The sequence below is a fragment of the Deltaproteobacteria bacterium genome (assembly GCA_016219225.1).
In the GTDB taxonomy this organism is placed as follows: Bacteria; Desulfobacterota; RBG-13-43-22; order RBG-13-43-22; family RBG-13-43-22; genus RBG-13-43-22.
In genome coordinates this window covers 24,125-45,539 of the sequence record JACRBX010000268.1, presented here as the reverse complement: position 1 = coordinate 45,539, position 21,415 = coordinate 24,125, and the positions used below count along the sequence as shown (strand labels likewise).

Sequence of the window (21,415 nt, the reverse complement as noted above, 5' to 3'; positions counted from 1 at the left end):
GTCTGCTGTGTTTTCATGGGAGTATATTACCCCAAAAAACATAAAAAATAAAGAAATAATGTTACATTAATTTTTCCTGGTAGATTTTCAAAGAACATCAATTTTATAAGGTTTTTGATGCCCTATGTCAGGAGATCTGGATCTAGTGCCCAATTACGAGATTATTACCCACCCTTAGGTCTCGATAAGCAGTAGGGAAGGCCTTCCTGAAGGCATCTATGCTTGCATCACAGCTATCGTGCGCTGAAAGCGCGATAATTCCCGGCTTAATTTTTCTAATAACTTCTATGTCTATATTTACTTCCTTCATGGTTATAAATTTCCACGGCAGCTTACCCGTTCCGTATAACTTCTGTATAGGAATACCGAGCTTTTTCATCCTGCTGTCTGTGACCGCATAGTGAAGGCCACCCACTATGCCGTAAATCGGTGCCTCAAACAGTTCCCGAGTTCTCTTAATTAACCTTGGGACTGTCTGATGCCCACAGCCTACAACAAGGACAACACCTTTGCCCTCTACGTTGATTGCCAGCGCCTGTTCTGGGGTCCAGCCACTAAAGAAAAGATAGCGCGGGATTGTTCCGGTAGTAGCAACGCCCTTCGAAATAATTACCGGGTTATCTGAACATACAGGCTTTAATCCCGGGTAGGTCATGGGAACAGGCGTATATACCCTCTTTGCCCCCAAGTCAACCTGCCTGGTTGCCAGTGAAAACGTTTTTTCTTTACTCCATTTGAATCCGCCAACATGGTCTACATGGTTGTGGGAGATTACAATAACACCTATCTTGTTCAGTTCTATACCCAATTTCTTCATATTGTGGAGTAAAGGCGAGGGGTTTTCTTTATTACCATTCATGCCAACATCGAAGAGGATTAGAGATTCATCTGTTTTTATCAGGTAAGATACCCCCGCTTCGCGTTTCAAGTCGTTTCTGTCTGCAGACCAGTCAACGAGAGGCAAAATCTCCAACGTCTTTGTGGTTCCCAGGTTCTTAATTTTACTCACCATTGAAACTCGACAGAATGAATCCACCCTTTGACTGCCAAATGTGAAATCATAATAAAAATAGATCAATGCCAGGCAAATACATAAAATCAAAAAGATGGGGATAAACAATAATATTTTTTTCATCATCTTTCCTCTGCCAGTCGCTATAGTTAAAAATCCGGCACAATGTGCTTCTCTATTTCGCCAATGTGCACCAAATCAGGCGTATTCCCAAGTGGTTACTATATCGGTGTAATTTCCCTTCCAAATAAACTGTCCAGGGAAAAATATCCTTTATCATAAAAGGAAATTGCCAAGCTCAATAACAGATATCCACAATCCTCAAAAAGCTTGATCATTCCAATTGGGTCGCTACCCGATGAGAAACAACCGCAATCGATCTGGAGTCCCCTGGCCAAAACCGAGATGATCAGGACATTAAAAAGGCAGAGCATTAAAATAATAATTATATTGCTGCTGCGTGTTTTAAAACCGTTTAGTAAAAACAAACCGGCGACAAGTTCGCACCAGGGGAAAATGATTGCAAAGATATTGATTAATGGCCTGGGAACAACCTGGTAATTGGACACAGAATCGGCAAAGCTCATGGGATACAGGATTTTATCCACGCTGGCGTAAACAAACACCAGTCCCAACGTTATCCTGAATATTAAAATTGTGAATTTATTGTCGATCAATCGTAAGAACCCCTGTAATTTCATATTGTCCTCTCTCGTAAAGACTTCAACTTTTTTTTACAGGAAAACTGTTTTTGATCCACCCATCAATGCCGTCTTCAAATAGTTCAATATTGTTATAATCCATTTTAATTAATTCAACGGTCAGGTAATAACCGGCCTTGCAATCGACTCCCGTACAAAAAACAACAATATTGGCATCTTTCGGTAATGAACGCTCCATTTGCGGGTAATAGACGGCGAACTCGCCGATGGGCAGGCTTAAAGCACCAGGAATGGTTCCTTTTTTATGAGCCTCTGCGTCCCTGGCATCCAAGAATATCGATTTGTTTAGATCAAACCTTTTTTTCGCCTCCGACAGGGTGATTCGGCGAATGCTTTTTTCGGCATACTGTTCGGATTTGCTTTGAGCAACATAAGGGATTCTGTTTTTTGAAATGAGATTAAAACCTAGTCCCAGGCAGATGCTGAAGAGAACTATCAGGCCAATTTCTATGATAATCCTACGATTAATAGATGACATACTATTGTTAAAATCCATTTCCCCCTCGCGATCCATGATATTTCCTCTGATGCTTATTACTTATTGACGTAACCCATGTCCTTCACCCATTGGGTGACTCCACCCTTCAAGTGATAAACCTTTTTAAAACCGTTTTGGATCATACGTATGCCAGTATATTTGCTGCCAACCCCCACGCTACAAATGACAACCACGATCCTGTCTTTATATATGGCGAGGTCCTTCAATCCGTTTGGCAAATGGGAATATTTAATCGCGCTGCCAAATCCCTCTTTTTGATAGCCAATCTTGTCGTCGGTTTTCGCGTGAATATCGACAATAATGATATCGTCCCTCTCGGTCATTAATTTGTACAATTGTTTTGGAGTGAGTTCATTGACGACGGAACTCGCGGAAATAGAAAGGGCGCTTAACAATATCGTATTGAGGACCAAAACGACGATGAGGATAACTGTCTTTTTATAATATGAAAATGAGGGACGCTTGGCTTTTTCCATATTATCCATTATTCTCCTTCATGTCTGCAGTAATTATTCTTTCATTAAAAAGAAGTAGTAATGAAAAATATATGATAAATGCACCTTGAACCACGGTGAAAAAAGGATACCACCATAGGCCGCCCAGACAGGGCTTTCCCATAATTAAATGATACACAACAGGCTGCATCAGGAGGAAACCCCCGGTAAAGATCGCTAAGGCGATACTCGATTTCACTCTTTTGATTAGCAGTATCGCCGCAGCAATGGCGATCAGCATCAGCAGAGCGCTTGGAAGGGCACCTTTCAGGCCGCCGTTGTCAAGAAAACCAACAACCATCTCCCTTACGAATTTTTGACCGGTTTGTACCAACAAAAACGCCGCCGGGGCATATAGATAGATTGAAGGTGATTTTAAACCCGTCCCAATCCCCTGATCGGGCTGGCCTCCATCACCACGGTAGGTATAAACGGCAAAAGACACGATCATGATGCCCTGAAAGATCGGGAACAAAGGATACCACCAGACACCATTGGGCTCTTTATAGCCTGAGATGATATAGACTAAGAACCATTGGAAAAATATCGCCCATAGGGCCGGTATCATTCCCAAAATCAGCCCTGCTTTTTTCCTCATGGATATGAGAATAATACTGATGATGATTATTAAAATAATAACGCCATCCCCAATAACATTGATCAGCCAGTCCAGCCTTACTGCCAAAGGCAGTTCCCAGGCCAATATATGTAAGAGATTATAAAGCAATGAGGCAATAACGATTTGAATGCAACAAGTAGATGATTTTATCTTTTCCATAATTCTTATTCCTTAAATTAAGTTCCGAATAGCATGGACCCTCAATATAGTTACTTTCTCCATGAGTACACCTCCATATTATCAATAACGAACGCAAGTTCGTTATTATCTGAAAAAAATTTGTTCAGGTAAAAAACTCCACCATGCCTCTGATATGATACTTCATCAAAGAATCAATATTGTTTTTTGCCCATTCATCATTTTTATAGTTCCGCGTTATTTCCAGGATACCTTCGATCAGATTCATCGATAGAATGTGCATTAAAAAACTATCCCGCAGAAGTCTTTTCTTTTTTCTTGATATTATATTCTCAGTAAAATTATTTTCCATTGTAGTTGCCATCATCTTTTTTAATTGTTCATATTTCGTACCTTGGCTGCAATCCATAATCAATAATAATTCGTTGCGGTATTTCTTGATCATTTCAAACATCACTTTGGGAACAAATTCAGTAAATTGCTGCATAAAGTTTTGATTGTTGAAATCTTTATTCGCTTTATATTCAAAGACCTCTTTACGGAGATTCGCCAGGTGATGAAAAACCGGATCGACAATGGCGTAAAACAACTCCTCCTTGTTTTTGAAATAGTTATACATGTTGCTGGTGCTGACAGAAGCATTTTTGGCAATTCCCCTCATAGAAGCCTTGCTAAAACCCTGTGTTAAAAACGTTTCTCGGGCGGCAGCTAATATTTTTTCCTTTATGTCATCTTTTTGAAACTGCATTCACGAACGCTTGTTCTTTTTTATTTAAAGAAAAATATAACAAAAAAAATCTTCTTGTCAAGTATTTTTTAAACAATTAAATAAATTTTTGAAATAATCGACAAAAGTCGTCAAGCCAGCGTAAAGGGCAGTGTAAGGACCTTGGATCTAAAGATTTTTTCCAGATATTTCAGCCTAACGGCAGGGGCGACCTTAAAAAATCTTTCACAGACGTTCCCACTCATCTAATGGAATTCCTCTCTTTATTCCCTGTCCAATCTCTTTCAGAAGCGTCTTGACCTGGGCTACGGAGTATTTCTGATTGCTGGGTACAGTGAAGGTATAGGTTCCGTAACGCATATAGAAATGGTTACCACCGGGTTCAGGGGAGGCAAATCCGATCCTCTTCAGTTTTTTTATAAAGTCCCTTCGTTTACAGGGTTTCCACTTAGGCATGAGCCGGAGCAGCCTCATCCTGAAAAGCAGGCATCTTTTCGTTCAGGTTAATCCTGCCCATAACCGGTAATTTGTCCCCGTGCCGAATCTTAACAATAAGCCAACCTTCAAGACTGGATTTGAGCTCCTGCTCACATTGATAGAGCGTTGCTCCAAAAGCTATCACCCCAGGGCAATTGGGAATCTTTCCAGAAAATGATCCATCTTCGAGCTTGTCGTAGACAGCTTTGCTCATGGCTTTATCGATATATTCTATAAGCATATTAGAGGTTCTCCACATTTAAAAATAAAAGCTTAGTTATCGCCTTTTTGATGAATAGAGTATAAAATATAAAAAAGGGCAAGGTCAAGGAGAAAAATAGGCCGAAGGCCGGAGGCCATAATTGGGGTCAAACCTTGATTTGTGATTAATTTGAATTCCTTCTTTCATATTCTTTCCCTCCGACAAGAATTGAATTTTTCATAATAATAGTTTAAAGCAGAGGTAAAAGAGGGTCAAGGAGAAAAGATAACGGAAAGCAAAAGGCCTGATATCCCCGACCAGGAGAGCCCCCGTCTTACACCAGATCCTTGAGGAAATGATGGGGCCGAACTGAGACGGACTCCTTCCTTGGTGGTCAGGTCAACATCTGGACCGAGGGTCACCTGTACGGCAGGAACTGACGGATCGTTTTTCAGGAAACTCTGAGGTGCAATGTTATATTGATCTATAAAAACAGGATCTATTAAAACATTTGACATTATCATGATTTGCCTTTAGTCTACGGGATCGATTCTTGGCAGGCCCGATATGAGTAAGATCGAAGGACCTGTTTCTTAGAAAGACAAAATGGATTCTACCCCATCCAATAATAATGGATTGAAATCTAAATCCCACGCCGGACTTTTAGCTCTTTCCCTGGGTGCCCTGGGAGTGGTTTATGGAGACATCGGGACCAGCCCCCTGTATGCTGTCCGGGAATGTTTCCATGGTCAGCATGCCATCGCCCTCAACCAGGCGAACATCCTGGGGGTCCTTTCCCTGGTTTTCTGGTCCCTGACGGTTGTGATTACCATAAAATATGTAGGCTTTATATTAAAAGCGGACAACCGTGGTGAGGGAGGAATCTTTGCCCTGTTAGCCCTGTTGCTGGGGACTAAAAGCCCGATGTCCCGAAAAAAGCAAAGTCTGGTGGTGCTGGCGGCTGTCTTTGGGGCGACCCTCCTTTACGGGGACGGGATCATTACACCGGCCATCTCGGTTTTGTCGGCAGTGGAAGGGCTGGAAGTGGCCACGGCTGCCGCCAAACCGTTCATTGTGCCCCTGACCTGCTTGATATTGCTTGGTCTTTTCTTTATTCAAAAGCACGGCACCGGAAATATCGGAAGACTATTCGGCCCTATCATGATCCTCTGGTTCGGGACCATCGCCTTGCTGGGGCTGATTTCGATCGTTCAGGTCCCCCTGGTCTTGAAGGCTTTAAATCCCTGGTATGCCGTCCGGTTTTTTATGATCAACCACTGGCATGGTTTTATAGTCCTCGGGTCGGTGGTCCTGTGTATCACCGGCGGTGAGGCCCTTTATGCGGATATGGGCCACTTCAATTCCAAGGCCATCCGGATTTCCTGGCTCCTGTTGGTCTATCCTGCCCTGGTTTTAAATTATTACGGCCAGGGGGCGGTTCTCCTCATCTCACCGCAGGCGGCCTTTCATCCCTTCTATGCGCTGGTTCCCCGGTTATTACTTTATCCCCTGGTCTTTTTATCGACCATAGCGACCATTATCGCCTCTCAGGCCATGATCACCGGGGTGTATTCCCTCAGCCAGCAGGCCATTCAACTCGGCTACCTCCCCCGGTTACGGATCATTCATACCTCAGCTAAAACTATGGGACAGATCTATATGCCCGGGGTGAATTGGGCCATGATGCTGGGTTGTATCGGTCTGGTTCTGGCCTTTCGGGAATCAAGCCGCCTGGCCGGGGCTTATGGCATTTCCGTAACGGCCACTATGGGGATTACCTCCATTATTTACTTTTTTATCCTCACCCGGAATTGGGGATGGTCCCTGACCAAGTCCCTGCCGCTGGTGGGCCTTTTCCTTGTTTTTGATTTGAGTTTTTTGGGGGCTAATCTGTTCAAGATTCTTGACGGCGGCTGGTTCACCTTAGGAGTAGCCCTTGTTCTGGCTATTTTAATGAAAACCTGGAAAGAGGGGCGCCAGGACTTAGGCCGGGCCATCAGTTCCTTTAAGATGCCGGTAGATCTTTTCCTGGCCGATGTAGCCCAAAAAAAACCTGTCCGTATCCCGGGGACAGCGGTCTTTATGTCGGTTTCCCCGGAGGGGATCCCCGGCGCCTTGATGCATCATTTTAAACTCAATAAAGTGCTGCATCAGACCATCGTCTTCTTGTCCATCGTAGTGGAGGAAATCCCCAGGATCAATCCCAAAGATCGTCTGAAGCTGGAAAACTTGGGAGAAGGATTTTATCGCCTGATCGCCCGTTTCGGGTTTATGGAAACCCCCAATGTCCCGGACCTTATGGTTCGTGCCCGGGGATTGGGGCTGGAGGCCGAGCCCATGGCAACGACCTATATCTTGGGTCGAGAGACCTTGCTGACGACTGGAAGGTCCGGAATGAGTAAATGGCGAAAGATTTTATTTTCCATGATGTCCCGCAATGCCATGAATCCGACCAACTTTTTTAATCTGCCGCCCAATCAGGTCATTGAAATCGGTGCCCAAGTGGAGATTTAAAAAAGGGGAAAAATGGATCTTCCCCTTTGGTTAGAGCTGATTTTTATAATTTCCCCAATAACCGTTTAATCCATCTTAATGGACATGGCTGCCGCCTGGGCTGTTGGTATGACAGACCTGACAGTTGCCTATTTGGCGGGCTTTCCCCTGCAGTCTGATAGGTTGTGTATTATCTACTGCCAGCATCGACGGCCACCAGGCATGGGGGCTGTTATGACAGGCGGCACAATAAACGCCGCCCATTCCGGTCGAATTCCTGTAGAGGGGTTGGTTGGTTTTAAATTTTGAATCATGACATTGGATACAGGTAGGCTCCTGAAGCCAGGGCTGCCGGCCCTGTTTGATGGAAGTCGCCACTTGCGCCAGGGTGCCGTGACATTTCTGGCAGTTTGGATTAGTGCCGGAAGGCCCCATGTCCGAGATGGCGCTTCGGTTGCATTGGGTAGCCGGGCCGGGGTGGCAGTCGTAACAGGAAGGCTGGCTGGAGCTGCTGAGAGAACCGTGTCGATCATGCATGGCCAATGAAAAAGACGAAACGCCGGCGGCCCCTTTTGTGCCCAGGGCATTGTCCGAATGACAACTGGCACAGAGAACCGGCCGATTCGACATCAGGGTCGTCCCATTTCTCTGGTCATGCAGGGTCAGGACATTCGTCTCCACATTTCCGGTCCTGATCCCGACAGACGCCACACCGCCATCGGCATGACATTTGTCGCAATGCATTTCATCGGACACCGGCAAGACTACTTCCGTAGTGGCAATCACATTGCCGGAAGGGTCTTTCATGGTTACCACGGCCCTCTGGTAAGGGTTCCAGGTCATATTATCCTCGTAGGGCGTTATCGGGATGCCCGTGACCTCAAAATGGTCTCCTACGAGCTGCATCCGGCCCCTGAGCCCGTTTCCGGTTAAACCTTGATCCGGAGGCAAGGATACTCCGAAAAGTTTGAGGACGTATTGCCAGAAATTGATCTTTGTGGCTGAAGTGGTGTTGTTGATAATAGAGTACTCCAGAGTAAATCCGGAAGTAGCGATGGACGGTGGGTTCCCCTTCTGGATCACCTGAACCCATAAGTTGTTATAAGGGGGTAGTATCCCTACATTTTCAAACTTTGGATTGATACAGTGCATTCCGAGGTCATTCCAGCCGATCAGGGTATATCCGCTTCCGTTTGGAGGGGGACTCGGTTGACCGCCGGTGGTTTGGCGCCAGAGGATGTCGGCCTTGCCATCGCCATTGAAGTCACCGACGCCTTTGATCTGCCAGCCCGTATCGACGGTCCCTAAAGAGCCCTGACCGATTGAGGCCGTTCCATTCATCAGCCAGAGATAAACCTGGCCGGTAGCGGCATGGCGCCAGAGGATATCGGATTTGCCATCGCCGTTGAAGTCCCCTGCATCAACAATCTGCCAGCCCGTATCGACGGTCCCCAAAGAGCCCTGACCGATTGAGGCCGTTCCATTCATCAGCCAGAGATAAACCTGGCCGGTAGTGGCATGGCGCCAGAGGATATCGGATTTGCCATCGCCGTTGAAATCCCCTGCATCAACAATCTGCCAGCCCGTATCGACGGTCCCCAAGGTGCCCTGGCCGACTAAGGCCGTTCCATCCATCAGCCAGAGAAATACCTGGCCGGTAGCGGCATGACGCCAGAGGATATCGGATTTACCGTCACCATTGAAATCACCCGCATCAACAATCTGCCAGCCCGTATCGACGGTCCCCAAAGGCCCCTGGCCGACTAAGGCCGTCCCATCCATCAGCCAGAGATAAACCTGGCCGGTAGCGGCATGTCGCCAGAGGATATCGGATCTGCCGTCGCCGTTGAAATCACCCGCATTAGCAATCTGCCAGCCCGGATTAACGGTTCCCAAAGAACTCGAACCGATTGAGGTCGTTCCATTCATCAACCAGAGATAAACCTGGCCGGTAGCGGCATGGCGCCAGAGGATATCGGATTTGCCATCGCCGTTGAAATCACCCGCACCGACGATCAGCCAGTTCATATCGCTGACTGTGCCCGCGGAACCTTGAGTGGCAATGGTGATGTCGTTCATCAGCCAGAGGTTGACCTGTCCACTGCCGCCCTGGGTTCCTCCCGAGAGGGCGTAACCGATCACAACCACTATCAAGACAGCAACACCAAACAATCCTTTTTTTATTTTTCCCACGATGTATCTCCTGTAAGTTCGAAAATAGAAAAATTCAGGCTATTGGCACGAGGCTAAAGGCCATAGGCGAATAAAACCCATAAACCCATTTAATTTTGTCCATAGCCTATTGCCCATAGCCCATAGCCACTAAAAATATTTTTATGCTTCGCCGTGACCCATCGGGGCATGAGGGTTTAGTTGGTGTTCACTTTGGGCTGATAAGTTTGACCGGCAGTAAGGACCGGAGGTTTCTGTCCGGTTGATGAACGATCGAAAGTCGATCCGAAGGTCGTCCCATAGATCATCCCCACAATAGCAAAACTGAGAAGGGCGATAGTTAATTTAACGATTTTCATGTTTCTCTTTCGATCACCCATCAACAACTCCCGGATGGACAACCGACCCAGTTCAAAGGCGTTTTAAAGCCCTTCTCCGAAAAGGGTAAACGCTTCATCGTCTCATTGTCGATGGTGGCTTGTGGATCCAGGATGGCTATATTCTGAGGTTCCGAGAGGATCAGATCAAATTTTTGTTTTTTCAGTAACGTTAGGGCAGTTTTTATAGAGACCGCGGTTTTAACCAGCGCCCCTCCACGAATTAAAATATAAAGGACCTTCCAACTGGCATCGACATGCAATATTTTTATGAGTTTTTTCATTTTTTGTCTCCTTTTCAATTAACAAAAGTTTCAAGTTGCAAGATGCAAGTTCGAAAAATTTTGAACCCCGTACCTTGCCCATATCCCATAAAAAATTTTCCTGCTTCTTGTTGCCCCCCTGGGGAATGAGGGATTAGTCAATAAAGAAATCAAAATCCCTAAACCCAATATCTGCAAGGGGTGTGCCAACCTCCCTTATTGGTAGCTTATTGATATTTAATGAAAAATTTGTTAAGAAACTATTCGGTAATTTTTTGACTGAAGGGTTTTTCCTGCACCGCGGGAATAAAAGTGTTTATTAATCCCTACGGTTAATACGGAATGATCCACCGGATAAAGGCGGAAATCAGAAACCGGAATTAAGCGGGATTGAAACGGAGAAGCCCCGTGATCCGTGTCCGGGGGCCGTGTCCGATGAGAAGAAACGTTCCGGCAAGGTCAAGAATACCACCGGATTGAACGGATTTATCGATCTGGCCTACGCCTTCGGGCCGGCTGTACCCCATATTTTTTTCGGCTATGACAAAGCCGGCAACAGCGACGTCTGGAAGACCGGTGAAGATAATGTAGTCCGGACCATGATCGGGGCCAGCCTCTACTACAAAGTAGCCGAGGGCTTCTATCTGATTCCGGAATTCACGCTGTACGATTACGGCCAGAAACCCAACGATGCCGCCAAAACCGAACTGGGCAAGGAATGGTTGGGCGGGGTGCAGTTCCGGTTTGTGTTCTAATTCAATTAAAAGCAGTACGCCCAAACTCCTGGAGGGGAAACCCTCCGGGAGTTTTTTTCCAGGACCTCCAAAACCCGTTTAAAATCAGATGGACCAGGTTACGCGTCCTTCACCTACAAGTTCGCAATAACTATAGTTCCAGAAATCAATAATTACTGATTGAAATATGCTGAAAAGTCAGGGCTACCTCTGTATCAGTCCGGCCATGGCGGAGCATCATGGATCCATCCAGAAAAGGAAGAAATGTAGAATGTATTTGAAAATTGGATAGTTACATTAGTCGATGGAAAATTGGACGGTGTTTTAATTTTTTTCTTGACATGAGTTATTGACTTTGATATGACTGACTTTCAGTCAGTGAAGACGATATTTTTGATATCCCTGACTCATCTAAAAGAAGGGACTCGGCTCAATGGAAGCCAATGCCGCAATTGTGGAAGATACTTTTCCCTAAAATCCGTAGGGTGTTCCAATCTGAATTTTGTATGGATGAATCCATGTAGTGCGTTTTGCACAGGCTCATCGTGGTTTCTTATAAGATGGCCTGAATTAACAGGTAATAGAGCAAGGAGGGACCTATGAAAAAACGACTTTTTTGGTATCACTTGGTAATTTGCGTGAGTGTGATTTCCTGTTTCGCAACGGTTTCTTCAGCCCAGGACTATCCAAAAATGAAATTGAAATTTACAAGTATGGCTCCTGCCGGATCTTTCCCTAATAAAATCGCTGAATGGATGGTGGAGGATATTCAAAAGGCCACCAATGGACAGGTCACCTTCGATACCTATTGGTCCGGAAGTCTCCTGGGCGCAAATGAGCAGTTGGAAGGGGTACAGCACGGCGTTACGGATTTAGCCATAGTTGTCCCAGGGTATTTCCCAGGGAAGCTTCCGCTGGCCTATTGTTCGTATGCCTTTCCGTTTGCACCGAGAGACCCCGAGGTGATGGTTAAACTCTGGACTCAGTTGTATGATGAATTTCCATGGATGACCGCAGAGCTTACCAAATACAATTTCAAATCCCTCGCCTGGTGGACGGCCGCAGATTACGCGATTCTGACACGTGGCCCGGTCAAGGGCCTTAAGGATCTCAAAGGCAAAAAAATAGCGCAATTGGGGGGCTATTTCGCCGACTGGACCAAAGCGGCAGGAATCGCGCCCATTTCCGGCATAACGATTGCCGAGCGCTACGAGCGGCTCAGGCAGGGGGTTGTGGATGGGAGCCTGCTTCCTCCTGACAATTTTATCATGTTCAAAGAATATGAAGTGGCAAAGTATATGATCCATTTAGGTCTTGGCGCTCGTCCGGCGGCAATCGTGGCAATCAACCTGGACAAATTCAACACCATGCCCAAAAATCTCCAGAATTTGTTCATCAAAGTTGGAAAAGATGTTCAGAAGCGCCACGCTGAATTCACCAACAAGACCGTGGAACAGGCCATCGCCACAATGAAGGCCCATGGCGTAACCTACTTCGGGTATCTCCCCAAAGCGGACATCGCAGAATGGGCTTCCCAGGTTCCGGATACCGCAGCCACCATGTGTAAATCCCTTGAAGGTCAGCATCCCCAGATTTGGAGCATGGCGAAGCGGCTTATCGAATTGGCAGAGCAAACCGGCCACAAATGGCCTCGAAAACTGGCTGTAAGAAATTAGGGCCTGATCCGGCGATGAAGCGCTGTTCTTCTTAATTTAATGGTATAGGGATTTCCTAATTAAAGATTGGCAGAGTGCAGTTGGATTTTGGCCAAGCGTTTGATCTTCTGAATGGCTGAGGCAGTATGGGCATCCAAGGCAACAAGATTCGCAATATGAGTATATCCTTTCACCGGGGCACAGGCATCGTCAGCGGTGCATTTCTCATGGTGATCGCCTTTTTGATCTGCAGTGACATAGTAGCCAGTTGGGTTTTCGGAAGCCCTATCCGTGGTGTTATTGAAATAAGCATGCTGATCATCGGTTGGGTAATTGCCTTTTCTTTTACCTGGGGCCTTATCCAAGGCGCCCAGGTAAGAGTAACTTTGTTCACTGGTAACTTATCAGAAGGCAAGCGGAGATGGTTTGATTGCGCGGCTCATCTTTTGGGGTTCGTGTTCCTTTGTCTCATGAGTTACGGGGCCTGGCTGTTTTTCTGGTCTTCCTGGCAAGTCAAGGAAGCAATGCCTTCTGCATTTCTCTATTTGCCCTGGTGGCCGGGCAAATTGGCCCTGCCCGTCGGATTGAGCTTAATGGCTTTACAATTCCTGTTACAATTCACCTTGACAGTAATCAAAAAGGACTAATCCATGGATCCGTTCTGGCTCGGCATAATAGGGCTTTGCACCATGTGTGTGCTGCTCTTTTTAGGGTTGTACGTGGGGGTCGCCCTGGGCCTGGTGGGATTGGTAGGGTTGATGATTTTGATCGGGCCTAAGGCGGCGATATACAGTTCAGCTACCTTGGCTTACGATAGAATGAGTAATTTCGATCTGATTGTTCTCCCCCTTTTCGTGCTAATGGGATTTTTTGGTGAGCAAGGAGAGCTTGGCGCCCGATCATTCCAGTTTTTGAGATTATGGACCGGGCGCATCAAAGGGGGGTTGGGTATAGCTACGGTGGGGGCTTGCACTATTTTTGGCACCATGTGTGGTTCTTCGCTGGTCACCGCGGCCGTTTTTGCCCAGCTAAGTGCTCCGGAGATGAGACGTCTTGGATATGACAAGAGATTCGCTTACGGGATATGCACCTCGGCCGGAGTGATCGGCATGTTGATCCCACCAAGCCTCCTGATTGTGTATTATGGCATTCTCACACAAGACTCCATTGGAAGACTTCTGGTTGCCGGCACGTCGCCAGGCCTTATGCTCTTTTTCATATTCTCGATCGGGATTTATGTAATGGTTAGCATGAAGCCCGCGTTGGCTAAAGGCGTGGAAGAGCCATCTAATTGGAGTCAAAGGCTACACGTGCTGTTATCCATCTGGCCGGTCCTGCTGTCGGTCTTGATCATTATGGGGGGCATCTTTTCTGGGATCTTCAGTCCTTCGGAAGCGGGTGCGGTGGCCTGCGTTTTTCTGTTTGGTATTTCCCTTTTTCTTAAAAAAGGGGATCTGTCAGGACTCTTGCCGGCTTTGTTGGGAACTATTTCCACCTGCTCAATGATTTACCTGATTTTCATTGGAGCCGGGCTTTTTTCGAGGTTTTTAGTGCTGTCCACCGTTGGACCGCAATTTCTGGCCCTGGTTACCCGTTATCAATTTTCTCCGCTAACTTTCCTGATTATCATTACCATCTGCTATTTAATTCTGGGATGCTTTTTTGACTCCATTTCCATGTTAAGTATAACCATACCCGTCCTTTATCCGGCTGCAATGAAACTTAACATTGATCCTACTCATTTAGCGATGGTAATTATCGTAGCGGTTGAGGCGGGCTTGATAACCCCGCCGGTGGGCTTTAATTTATTCGCCGTAAAGGGGGTGGCCGAAAAGGATGTTACCCTTGGTGACCTCTACATGGGCAGCCTGCCTTTTGTCTTAATGATGATGACCTGTCTATTATTGATAATCCTTTTCCCGGTTTTCAGCACCTGGCTACCTGGGTTGATGACACCAAAATAAGTAAAAATGAATTCAGTAAGGACATTGCAAACGAATTGAATTTATTACCGGTCTGAGTTTAAGAACACTATCTTACGAAAAATATATCAAAAGGGAGGTAGACCATGATAGATGATTACTTTGTAATGGCAAGTGAGTGCCATCTCATGCCTCATAGAACAGACCTGAACTACTATCCACGCTTCAAGCATGTCGGGCCGCTAATCGAGAGGCTTGGTAAGCTTTGGATTAAGCCGGACTGCAGACCCGAAGATATGCCGCAAGGTTGGTTGGCAGACGACCTGATAAAAGCGATGGATGAGGCAGACATTGATGTGGGTACCGCGCTTCGTGAGTCCATGATGGATTTTACCGGCTGGGCGTCCTGTTTTTCCACCAACGGTTGGATAATGGAGCAGATAGAAAAGTATAAAGACAGGCTATTTTTAGAGGCCAATGTCGGGCCAATCCTGAAGAGGGGAGTAAAGGAAGCTATCTGGGAAATGGAGTATCTGGTCAAAGAGAGGAATGCGAAGTTAATAAAGGTATATCAGTGTGAGGACATCGGCCCGCTTAATGCCCCAGCTATGTGGCCCTTTTACGAAAAAGCCGCCGAGTTGGGAGTTCCCTTGACGGTCCACACAGGGTTATCTTATGTCTGGGGACAGCCCACCAAGAACAATTTGCCGATACATCTGGAAGATGTGCTTCGTGACTTTCCTGACCTGAATATCATTGCTTATCATATGGGCTGGCCGGACCACGAGCAATTATTCGGAATGACCATTCCATATGGAAATCTGTATATCGGCCTTAGTGGCATTGTGGGGTGGTTTGTCAATGCGCCCTATCGGGGCTATCACCTTATCGGGGAAGCCATTCAATATCGTGGAGGGGCTGACCGGCTGGTTTTTGGATTAGATTGGCCTTGTGTCAATCCCAAGGCATGCGTAGACTATATCAAGAACCTCGATATGCCGGACGAACTTGTGGAGAAATGGGGCTATAGGAAGATTACAGAGCAAGACAAGCGGATGATACTGGGAGAAACACTGGCTGGGCTCACGAATGTGGAGGTGAGAAAGCGATCAAAGAACAGTTAGTTTTTGGAGGCATGGATATGTCCATTTTTAAGGTAGCCCAGGAGAAGTGCAAGAAAGACGGAATTTGTGCAGCGGTATGTCCTATGCTGGTTATTGAAATGAAAGGGGAAAACGGATTTCCTTCCCCGGTAGACGGGGCCGAGAGTCAATGCATCCATTGTGGCCAATGTGTCGCCGTTTGTCCGCATGGAGCACTATCCTTAAAAACCATGAAAAGCGACGAGTGCCTGCCGATTCAGAAGGAATTGCTTCCCGGACCGGATCAAATAAAACACTTTCTATTGTCCCGGCGTTCCATCCGCTCATACAAGGACCAGGAAGTGGAACGAGCGGTATTAACCGAACTAATCAATATAGCAACCTACGCCGCTTCGGGTCATAACTGGCAATCGGTAAAATGGTTGATTATAGAGGATAGGGGTGAAGTCAAGCGCCTTAACGGAATGGTAATTGACTTTTTACGGGTTATGAGAAACGAAAATCCGGTTTTAGCCCGGGCCGTCCATGTTGATTTGGCGATAGACAGTTGGGAAAAGGGGAAGGATCAGATCTGCCGGAATGCCCCTCACGTGGTGATGGCTTATGCTCCTAAAGAAGTGCCGACAGCCCAGATTGACTGCGCAAACGCCCTTACCACCCTTGAGTTGGCCGCGTTTTCCATGGGTCTCGGAGCATGTTGGGCCGGTTATTTCTATTTCACCGCCGCCAATTACCCCAAAATGATCGAAGCTCTGGAAGTACCTGAAGGGCATCAGGTTTTTGGCGCCATGATGGTCGGTTACCCGCGCTATCAATACAAACGTATACCTCTTCGGAATAACCCGTCCATCACCTGGCGTTGACTCTTGGATAGACAACAGAAAACCTATTAAGGGTCTTAAAATAGTATTGACATATAAACAGGGAATTCACCCTTAAAGCGATGATCCTTCGAGGAGAATGTCTTTGCACGTCATCGATGCAATCAAGAATCGGCGCAGTATTCGCCAGTTTAGGGCTAAGCCGGTACCGGAGGAGTTAATTCTGGAGCTATTAGAAGCGGCAAATTTGGCCCCGTCTGCCACTAACCGGCAGCCATGGGAATTTGTTGTCGTTCAACGGTCATATTTGGATAGACTGCAACATGTTTTTGAACAGGCAATGAAGGATCGTGTGGCTGAAATTGGTGAAAAAGAGTTAGGGGATGCAATCAAGGATCTGTCAATCCCCACCCATCAAGGGATGGATAAAGTTAAAGGGCTTGAATATTTCTCTCGTACATTGGGGGGTGCTCCTCTCGCTGTTGTTTTTTGCATACCTGTGGTCCAGGACCCATGGGAATGGAGAAATTCTATCAGTAGTACGGCGGCCGCCATCGAAAACTTTCTATTAGCCGCAACGAGTAAGGACCTAGGCACCTGCTGGCTGACGGGCCCCTTAAAGACCAGAGCTAAAGCAATATCATCTATCCTACAAATTCCGCGGGATAAGGAAATAGTCGCTATAGTTGCGGTAGGGTTCCCCAGGCTTACGCCAAAGATGCCTCCGAAAAAGGAGTTGAAGAATAAGCTCACGTGGCTCGGATTTGATTAAAGAGGTAAGCTATTGCTGTTTATTTTTCTTGACAGGATGGATCGGGAATGCTATGACTGACATTCAGTCAGTCAAAAGGAGAAATAAATGAAAAATAACGTGCCCCGCACGAAAGAAAAAGAAGTTCGTATCCGCGAAATACAAGAGGCGGCAAAAAAGGTATTTATTAAAAAGGGATTTCAGCGTGCCACGATCGATGAAATTGCTAATATGGCGGGGACCAGTAAAGGAACGGTTTACTTATATTTCAAAAATAAAGATGATTTATATGTCTCCTTAATGTTGCCGGGCCTTGAAAAAGTTACCGAGGTCTCCCTGATATTGGAAGAAAAGCTCGAAAGGAAAGTATTTAAAAATCCTCATGAATTTGTGATGGAATTCTGCAATGTCTTAATGATCTATTATGAATATGACCCGGAAGGATTTAGCATTTTTCGAGCATCACAAATTGGTAGTCTTTTCTCAGATTTTTCTCCAAAAATGGTTGAACGAATTAATCGCATTGGGAGGAAAAATTTTGAGATTGCTCGAAGAACGCTGGATAAAGCTATCAAGGCCGGTTTGTTTCCCCCATTTGACGTAGTTAAAGCAGTGGATGTTATCTGGGGGTTATTTATAGGGACGTTACAAGTTGAGTTGGACAAATTGAGGTGGACGAAAAAGGACCACATTAGAGACACGCTGCAATATGGGTTTGCACTCATCGCAAATGGGTTGCTTTGTGGAAAAGAATTAGTCCGGCAAAAACCAGAAGGGAGAGGAATAAAAAAATGAATGGAAAGAAAATACCGGTTGAAGTTGGTCTGTTTGATATCCCTGACTCACCTGAAGAAGGGGCACAGCTTAATGGAAGTCAATGCGGCGACTGTGGAAGATACTTTTTTCCAAAATCTGTAAGGTGCTCCATCTGCGGCTCTTCTGAGAATATGAAGGATACCAAGTTGGGAGCGGAAGGGAAATTGTATACTTATACCAATTGCTGCTATGCGCCTCCGGGAGGAGATTATAAAGGGAAAATCCCTTTTGGATTGGGTCTGGTCGCCCTCGACGAAGGTATCATCATCTGTACGCGAATCAACGAAACCGATACGTCAAAATTAAAAGTTGGAATGAGAGTCAAGCTGATGTTGGAAACGCTTTATACCGACAATGCCGGAAGTGACGTTATTTGTTTTACTTATAATCCTGTAAATGGATAAAGGAAAAACCACGGGAGGTAAAAAATGGAGAATGTCGTTATCATCGGTGCGGGGATTCACCCTTTCAATCGGTATCCCGATAAGAAAGGGATCAATCCCTACCTGAGTTTTCAAGATATAGGCAGAAGCGCAGTTGAGAAAGCCTTAAAACACTCGGGCATAAGTTTCAAAGAGATAGAGGCCGCCTATTGTTCCACTATGATCGGTCCAATCGGCGCGGGACACGGCGTGCTGGCTCCTTTCGGTTTGAACGGTATACCTATAGTCAATATAGAGAATGCCTGTGCCGGGGGCGGGACCTGCATCAGGATGGCAGTGGATGCGATACGGGGAGGTAAGGCCGATGTGGTGTTAGCCCTTGGCGTTGAAAAGATGCCCCAGGGGTTTATTAAGATGGACGTTTGGCCTGCCTGGATGGAGGCTACCGGTCAAAACCTGACTCCTTTTGGGTTTGCCTCCCGGGCTAGGCGCCACATGGAGCTGTACGGCACCACACGTGAACAATTTGCCAAGGTCATCGTGAAAAACCGGAAACAGGGGATTCTTAACCCGAATGCCATGTGGCGCTCGGAAGTAACGATAGAAGAGGTGCTAAAAGCCCCGATGGTTTGCGAACCCCTGACCTCCTTCATGCTCTGCTCGCCGAACGAGGGGGCCGCGGCATTAATCCTTTGCACAGAGAAAAAGGCAAAACAATTTACGACCAAACCGGTTTACGTTACCGCCGCCGCTATCGGGACCCCTATAGAAGGATCGATTTTCGGGGGGATGGCCTTACCGCAGGTGCATGGGATCACCTATGCAGAAAACCCCAACGAGATTACGACCTTCGTCTCGAATCAGGCCTATGAAGAAGCCGGCTTGGGACCGAAAGATCTGGATCTGGTCGAGCTTCAGGACACCGATGCAGCGTCGGAAATTATTGAAACAGAGTTGCTCAGCATCTGCGAATTGGGTCAGGGGCCAAGGCTGATTGATGAGGGGAGAACGTCCTTTGGAAGTAATGACAGACCTATCGTCAACATCAGTGGTGGTCTGACCTGTAAAGGAGAACCCGTGGGAGCATCAGGATTAGCCATGATAGCCGAGATCGTGTACCAGTTGCGAGGAGAGGCGGGGCATAGACAGTTGGAGGGCGCCCGAACGGGTCTGGGACACACTATCGGCATGGGTGGCAATTGCTCTGTTGTGATCGTAAAAAAGTAACTTTTTGCCAATTTAATGACTGACAGTCAGTCATGGATGCAATGTTATTCGAAAGCAGAAAGGAGACGAGATGGGCAAGATGGCAACCAGAATAAATTCGGAAATGATCGCAAAATATACCAAAGAAGGGCATTGGAGAAATAAGACGCTCTATGACCTTTTTAAGGAGGTCTTAAAAAAGCATCCAAATAAAATAGCCGTTGTCGATCGTGGCAATCAACTGTCCTTTCAAGATATAGAGAACATGTCCAACAGTCTTGCTTCCTCTTTGCGACATCTGGGTGTTTTAAAAGGAGAAGTGGTATCTTTTGAACTTCCAAACTGGTACCAGTCTGTTATTTTGAATTTGGCGCTCACCAAGCTCGGAGCAGTCATCAATCCGATCATCCCAATTTATAGAGACAGGGAAGTGACCTACATCCTTAAGCAGGCAGAATCAGTAGCCATTGTCATTCCATCTACTTTCCGGGGATATAACTATGTGGAAATGCTCCAAAGGATAAAACCTAATCTTCCAAAACTCAGAGACATCATTGTTGTCGGTGATGAGGTGCCCGAAGGGATGATTGCTCTGGAAAAGCTTATGGAAGGGGATCGATCTCCTATACTCCCTGAGACGGTCGATCCCAACGATATCAAACTGCTGTTGTACACTTCCGGGACAACGGCCGAGCCGAAAGGGGTTCAGCACACCCATAACACTTTGATATGCGAAAACTTTAATGTGGCCGGCGGGGTAGGGTTAGATGAGGAGTCGGTCATCTTTATGCCTTCCCCGGTTACCCACATTACCGGATACCTATATGCCCTGGAACTTCCGCTTATCCTGGGGTGCAAAGTCGTGTTGATGGATATCTGGGTGCCGGAGAAGGCTTTGGATTTAATAACCAAAGAGAAATGCACTTGGACCGTAGGGGCCACTCCTTTCCTGCAACACCTAATGGATGTTCCGCGGGTTAAAGATTATGATCTGAGTCGCCTAACCTTTGGATGCGGAGGCGCCTTTATACCTTCCGAGATTATTAAAGGGGCAGTGGCAAAATTAGGCTTAAGGGCCTATCGAGGTTATGGTTCAAGCGAATCCCCGACTGTTTCCTTTGGAACAAAAGAGGATAGCCTCGATCAAAACGCGGAAACTGACGGCCGGGTTGTAGGGAATGAAATAAGAATCGTTGATTCCGATAATAACCCCCTTCCTTTTTGGGAAGAGGGAGAGGTTGTCGTGAAAGGTCCTGAAGTATTTGTAGGCTACCGGGATCCTTCCCTTAATAAGGATGCTTTTGATCAGGAAGGGTGGTACCACACCGGAGATTTAGGCCGGCTTAGTGCTGATGGATATTTAGAAATCACGGGCAGGAAAAAAGATATAATTATCCGCGGTGGTGAGAATTTAAGTTCCGTGGAGATTGAAAACTTTCTGTATATGCATCCCAGTGTGGAGGTTGCCGCCGCGGTAGCGATGCCCGATGTTAAAATGGGAGAAAAAGTTTGTGCTTATGTTAAATTAAAAAAAGGGGCCCACTTGACGCTGGAAGAATTAATCCATTTTCTGTCGCAGCATGATTTGGCCAAACAGAAAATGCCCGAACGCTTGGAATTGATAGATGAGTTTCCCATGACACCCTCCGGAAAAATAAAAAAGAATGAGCTTCGTAAGGATATTGCCCAAAAATTAAACTTACCGCCGGTGCGCATTTGAAGAGAATTTCGGAACCTTTAGGTTCCCAAATGGAGCGAACAGATGTTAGTCTATCTTCAGCCGTTTTGCTTTGAGTTTTCAGCTTAGAGCTATTACGCCGAACGCTTAA

23 protein-coding genes are annotated in these 21,415 nt (G+C 46.3%); 12 read left to right on the top strand and 11 right to left on the bottom strand.

The annotated features are described in order from the left end of the window. Positions 1 to 142: 142 nt before the first annotated feature. From HY879_22290 to HY879_22255, 8 genes are all read right to left on the bottom strand, one after another. A complete protein-coding gene (locus HY879_22290) occupies positions 143 to 1,138 on the bottom strand; it encodes an MBL fold metallo-hydrolase (protein ID MBI5606073.1) in 996 nt (331 codons plus the stop codon). A gap of 95 nt (positions 1,139 to 1,233) precedes the next feature. After that, positions 1,234 to 1,713, bottom strand: a complete 480-nt coding sequence (locus HY879_22285) for a DoxX family membrane protein (GenBank protein MBI5606072.1) — start codon at positions 1,711 to 1,713, stop codon at positions 1,234 to 1,236. Positions 1,714 to 1,735: 22 nt separating this feature from the next. Continuing rightward, a complete protein-coding gene (locus HY879_22280) occupies positions 1,736 to 2,248 on the bottom strand; it encodes a rhodanese-like domain-containing protein (GenBank protein ID MBI5606071.1) in 513 nt (170 codons plus the stop codon). Positions 2,249 to 2,268: 20 nt separating this feature from the next. Then, positions 2,269 to 2,709 carry a rhodanese-like domain-containing protein gene (locus HY879_22275; GenBank protein MBI5606070.1) on the bottom strand — a complete coding sequence of 147 codons (441 nt, stop codon included), beginning with the start codon at positions 2,707 to 2,709 and terminating at the stop codon, positions 2,269 to 2,271. Position 2,710: 1 nt separating this feature from the next. Further along, entirely contained in the window at positions 2,711 to 3,505 is a 795-nt protein-coding gene (locus HY879_22270; protein ID MBI5606069.1) for a hypothetical protein, read from the bottom strand. A gap of 124 nt (positions 3,506 to 3,629) precedes the next feature. Beyond that, positions 3,630 to 4,232, bottom strand: coding sequence for a TetR/AcrR family transcriptional regulator (locus tag HY879_22265; GenBank protein ID MBI5606068.1), 603 nt, complete (start codon positions 4,230 to 4,232; stop codon positions 3,630 to 3,632). 204 nt (positions 4,233 to 4,436) lie between these two features. After that, positions 4,437 to 4,667 (bottom strand): type II toxin-antitoxin system HicA family toxin, encoded by a 231-nt coding sequence (locus tag HY879_22260; GenBank protein MBI5606067.1) that lies wholly within the window; start codon positions 4,665 to 4,667, stop codon positions 4,437 to 4,439. Further along, positions 4,660 to 4,929 (bottom strand): type II toxin-antitoxin system HicB family antitoxin, encoded by a 270-nt coding sequence (locus tag HY879_22255; GenBank protein ID MBI5606066.1) that lies wholly within the window; start codon positions 4,927 to 4,929, stop codon positions 4,660 to 4,662. The genes HY879_22260 and HY879_22255 overlap by 8 nt, the downstream gene beginning before the upstream one ends. Positions 4,930 to 5,496: 567 nt before the next feature. On the opposite strand from HY879_22255, the gene HY879_22250 reads away from it, so the two are divergent. Beyond that, positions 5,497 to 7,404, top strand: a complete 1,908-nt coding sequence (locus HY879_22250; protein MBI5606065.1) for a potassium transporter Kup — start codon at positions 5,497 to 5,499, stop codon at positions 7,402 to 7,404. 75 nt (positions 7,405 to 7,479) lie between these two features. On the opposite strand, the gene HY879_22245 is transcribed toward HY879_22250, so the two are convergent. The 3 genes from HY879_22245 to HY879_22235 form a co-directional block, all read right to left on the bottom strand. Beyond that, on the bottom strand, positions 7,480 to 9,576 hold the full coding sequence (locus HY879_22245) for a VCBS repeat-containing protein (GenBank protein ID MBI5606064.1): 2,097 nt from the start codon (positions 9,574 to 9,576) through the stop codon (positions 7,480 to 7,482). A gap of 176 nt (positions 9,577 to 9,752) precedes the next feature. Beyond that, on the bottom strand, positions 9,753 to 9,935 hold the full coding sequence (locus tag HY879_22240; GenBank protein ID MBI5606063.1) for a hypothetical protein: 183 nt from the start codon (positions 9,933 to 9,935) through the stop codon (positions 9,753 to 9,755). After that, the gene (locus HY879_22235; GenBank protein MBI5606062.1) at positions 9,935 to 10,216 is read right to left on the bottom strand and encodes a hypothetical protein; all 282 of its coding nucleotides are present in this window, start codon (positions 10,214 to 10,216) and stop codon (positions 9,935 to 9,937) included. The genes HY879_22240 and HY879_22235 overlap by 1 nt, the downstream gene beginning before the upstream one ends. 407 nt (positions 10,217 to 10,623) lie before the next feature. Between HY879_22235 and HY879_22230 the strand changes: the two genes are divergently transcribed. The 11 genes from HY879_22230 (at position 10,624) to HY879_22180 (ending at position 21,306) form a co-directional block, all read left to right on the top strand. Further along, a complete protein-coding gene (locus HY879_22230; protein MBI5606061.1) occupies positions 10,624 to 10,950 on the top strand; it encodes a hypothetical protein in 327 nt (108 codons plus the stop codon). Positions 10,951 to 11,528: 578 nt separating this feature from the next. Continuing rightward, the gene (dctP, locus tag HY879_22225) at positions 11,529 to 12,605 is read left to right on the top strand and encodes a TRAP transporter substrate-binding protein DctP (GenBank protein MBI5606060.1); all 1,077 of its coding nucleotides are present in this window, start codon (positions 11,529 to 11,531) and stop codon (positions 12,603 to 12,605) included. Between the two features lie 125 nt (positions 12,606 to 12,730). Continuing rightward, a complete protein-coding gene (locus tag HY879_22220; GenBank protein ID MBI5606059.1) occupies positions 12,731 to 13,231 on the top strand; it encodes a TRAP transporter small permease in 501 nt (166 codons plus the stop codon). Positions 13,232 to 13,234: 3 nt separating this feature from the next. Next, a complete protein-coding gene (locus HY879_22215) occupies positions 13,235 to 14,548 on the top strand; it encodes a TRAP transporter large permease (GenBank protein ID MBI5606058.1) in 1,314 nt (437 codons plus the stop codon). Positions 14,549 to 14,652: 104 nt separating this feature from the next. Continuing rightward, on the top strand, positions 14,653 to 15,630 hold the full coding sequence (locus tag HY879_22210; GenBank protein ID MBI5606057.1) for an amidohydrolase family protein: 978 nt from the start codon (positions 14,653 to 14,655) through the stop codon (positions 15,628 to 15,630). A 17-nt stretch (positions 15,631 to 15,647) separates the two neighbouring features. After that, positions 15,648 to 16,472 (top strand): nitroreductase family protein, encoded by an 825-nt coding sequence (locus HY879_22205; protein ID MBI5606056.1) that lies wholly within the window; start codon positions 15,648 to 15,650, stop codon positions 16,470 to 16,472. A gap of 103 nt (positions 16,473 to 16,575) precedes the next feature. Beyond that, complete coding sequence (locus HY879_22200) at positions 16,576 to 17,202, top strand: nitroreductase family protein (protein ID MBI5606055.1); 627 nt, start codon at positions 16,576 to 16,578, stop codon at positions 17,200 to 17,202. An 87-nt stretch (positions 17,203 to 17,289) separates the two neighbouring features. Beyond that, the gene (locus tag HY879_22195; protein MBI5606054.1) at positions 17,290 to 17,976 is read left to right on the top strand and encodes a TetR/AcrR family transcriptional regulator; all 687 of its coding nucleotides are present in this window, start codon (positions 17,290 to 17,292) and stop codon (positions 17,974 to 17,976) included. Next, positions 17,973 to 18,401, top strand: coding sequence for an OB-fold domain-containing protein (locus HY879_22190; GenBank protein MBI5606053.1), 429 nt, complete (start codon positions 17,973 to 17,975; stop codon positions 18,399 to 18,401). The genes HY879_22195 and HY879_22190 overlap by 4 nt, the downstream gene beginning before the upstream one ends. A 24-nt stretch (positions 18,402 to 18,425) precedes the next feature. Next, a complete protein-coding gene (locus HY879_22185; protein ID MBI5606052.1) occupies positions 18,426 to 19,607 on the top strand; it encodes a thiolase family protein in 1,182 nt (393 codons plus the stop codon). Between the two features lie 79 nt (positions 19,608 to 19,686). Then, a complete protein-coding gene (locus tag HY879_22180; protein MBI5606051.1) occupies positions 19,687 to 21,306 on the top strand; it encodes an AMP-binding protein in 1,620 nt (539 codons plus the stop codon). Positions 21,307 to 21,415: the final 109 nt, after the last annotated feature.

Bases quoted from the DNA above. Each gene is read 5' to 3' on its own strand.
- HY879_22255 (MBI5606066.1), bottom strand. From the start codon at position 4,929: ATGCTTATAGAATATATCGATAAAGCCATGAGCAAAGCTGTCTACGAC.
- HY879_22180 (MBI5606051.1), top strand. From the start codon at position 19,687: ATGGCAACCAGAATAAATTCGGAAATGATCGCAAAATATACCAAAGAA.
- HY879_22275 (MBI5606070.1), bottom strand. From the start codon at position 2,709: ATGGAAAAAGCCAAGCGTCCCTCATTTTCATATTATAAAAAGACAGTT.
- HY879_22270 (MBI5606069.1), bottom strand. From the start codon at position 3,505: ATGGAAAAGATAAAATCATCTACTTGTTGCATTCAAATCGTTATTGCC.
- HY879_22210 (MBI5606057.1), top strand. From the start codon at position 14,653: ATGATAGATGATTACTTTGTAATGGCAAGTGAGTGCCATCTCATGCCT.
- HY879_22280 (MBI5606071.1), bottom strand. From the start codon at position 2,248: ATGGATCGCGAGGGGGAAATGGATTTTAACAATAGTATGTCATCTATT.
- HY879_22260 (MBI5606067.1), bottom strand. From the start codon at position 4,667: ATGCCTAAGTGGAAACCCTGTAAACGAAGGGACTTTATAAAAAAACTG.
- HY879_22250 (MBI5606065.1), top strand. From the start codon at position 5,497: ATGGATTCTACCCCATCCAATAATAATGGATTGAAATCTAAATCCCAC.
- HY879_22285 (MBI5606072.1), bottom strand. From the start codon at position 1,713: ATGAAATTACAGGGGTTCTTACGATTGATCGACAATAAATTCACAATT.
- HY879_22240 (MBI5606063.1), bottom strand. From the start codon at position 9,935: ATGGGTGATCGAAAGAGAAACATGAAAATCGTTAAATTAACTATCGCC.
- HY879_22205 (MBI5606056.1), top strand. From the start codon at position 15,648: ATGTCCATTTTTAAGGTAGCCCAGGAGAAGTGCAAGAAAGACGGAATT.
- HY879_22220 (MBI5606059.1), top strand. From the start codon at position 12,731: ATGGGCATCCAAGGCAACAAGATTCGCAATATGAGTATATCCTTTCAC.
- HY879_22190 (MBI5606053.1), top strand. From the start codon at position 17,973: ATGAATGGAAAGAAAATACCGGTTGAAGTTGGTCTGTTTGATATCCCT.
- HY879_22265 (MBI5606068.1), bottom strand. From the start codon at position 4,232: ATGCAGTTTCAAAAAGATGACATAAAGGAAAAAATATTAGCTGCCGCC.
- HY879_22235 (MBI5606062.1), bottom strand. From the start codon at position 10,216: ATGAAAAAACTCATAAAAATATTGCATGTCGATGCCAGTTGGAAGGTC.
- dctP (MBI5606060.1), top strand. From the start codon at position 11,529: ATGAAAAAACGACTTTTTTGGTATCACTTGGTAATTTGCGTGAGTGTG.
- HY879_22215 (MBI5606058.1), top strand. From the start codon at position 13,235: ATGGATCCGTTCTGGCTCGGCATAATAGGGCTTTGCACCATGTGTGTG.
- HY879_22195 (MBI5606054.1), top strand. From the start codon at position 17,290: ATGAAAAATAACGTGCCCCGCACGAAAGAAAAAGAAGTTCGTATCCGC.
- HY879_22185 (MBI5606052.1), top strand. From the start codon at position 18,426: ATGGAGAATGTCGTTATCATCGGTGCGGGGATTCACCCTTTCAATCGG.
- HY879_22290 (MBI5606073.1), bottom strand. From the start codon at position 1,138: ATGATGAAAAAAATATTATTGTTTATCCCCATCTTTTTGATTTTATGT.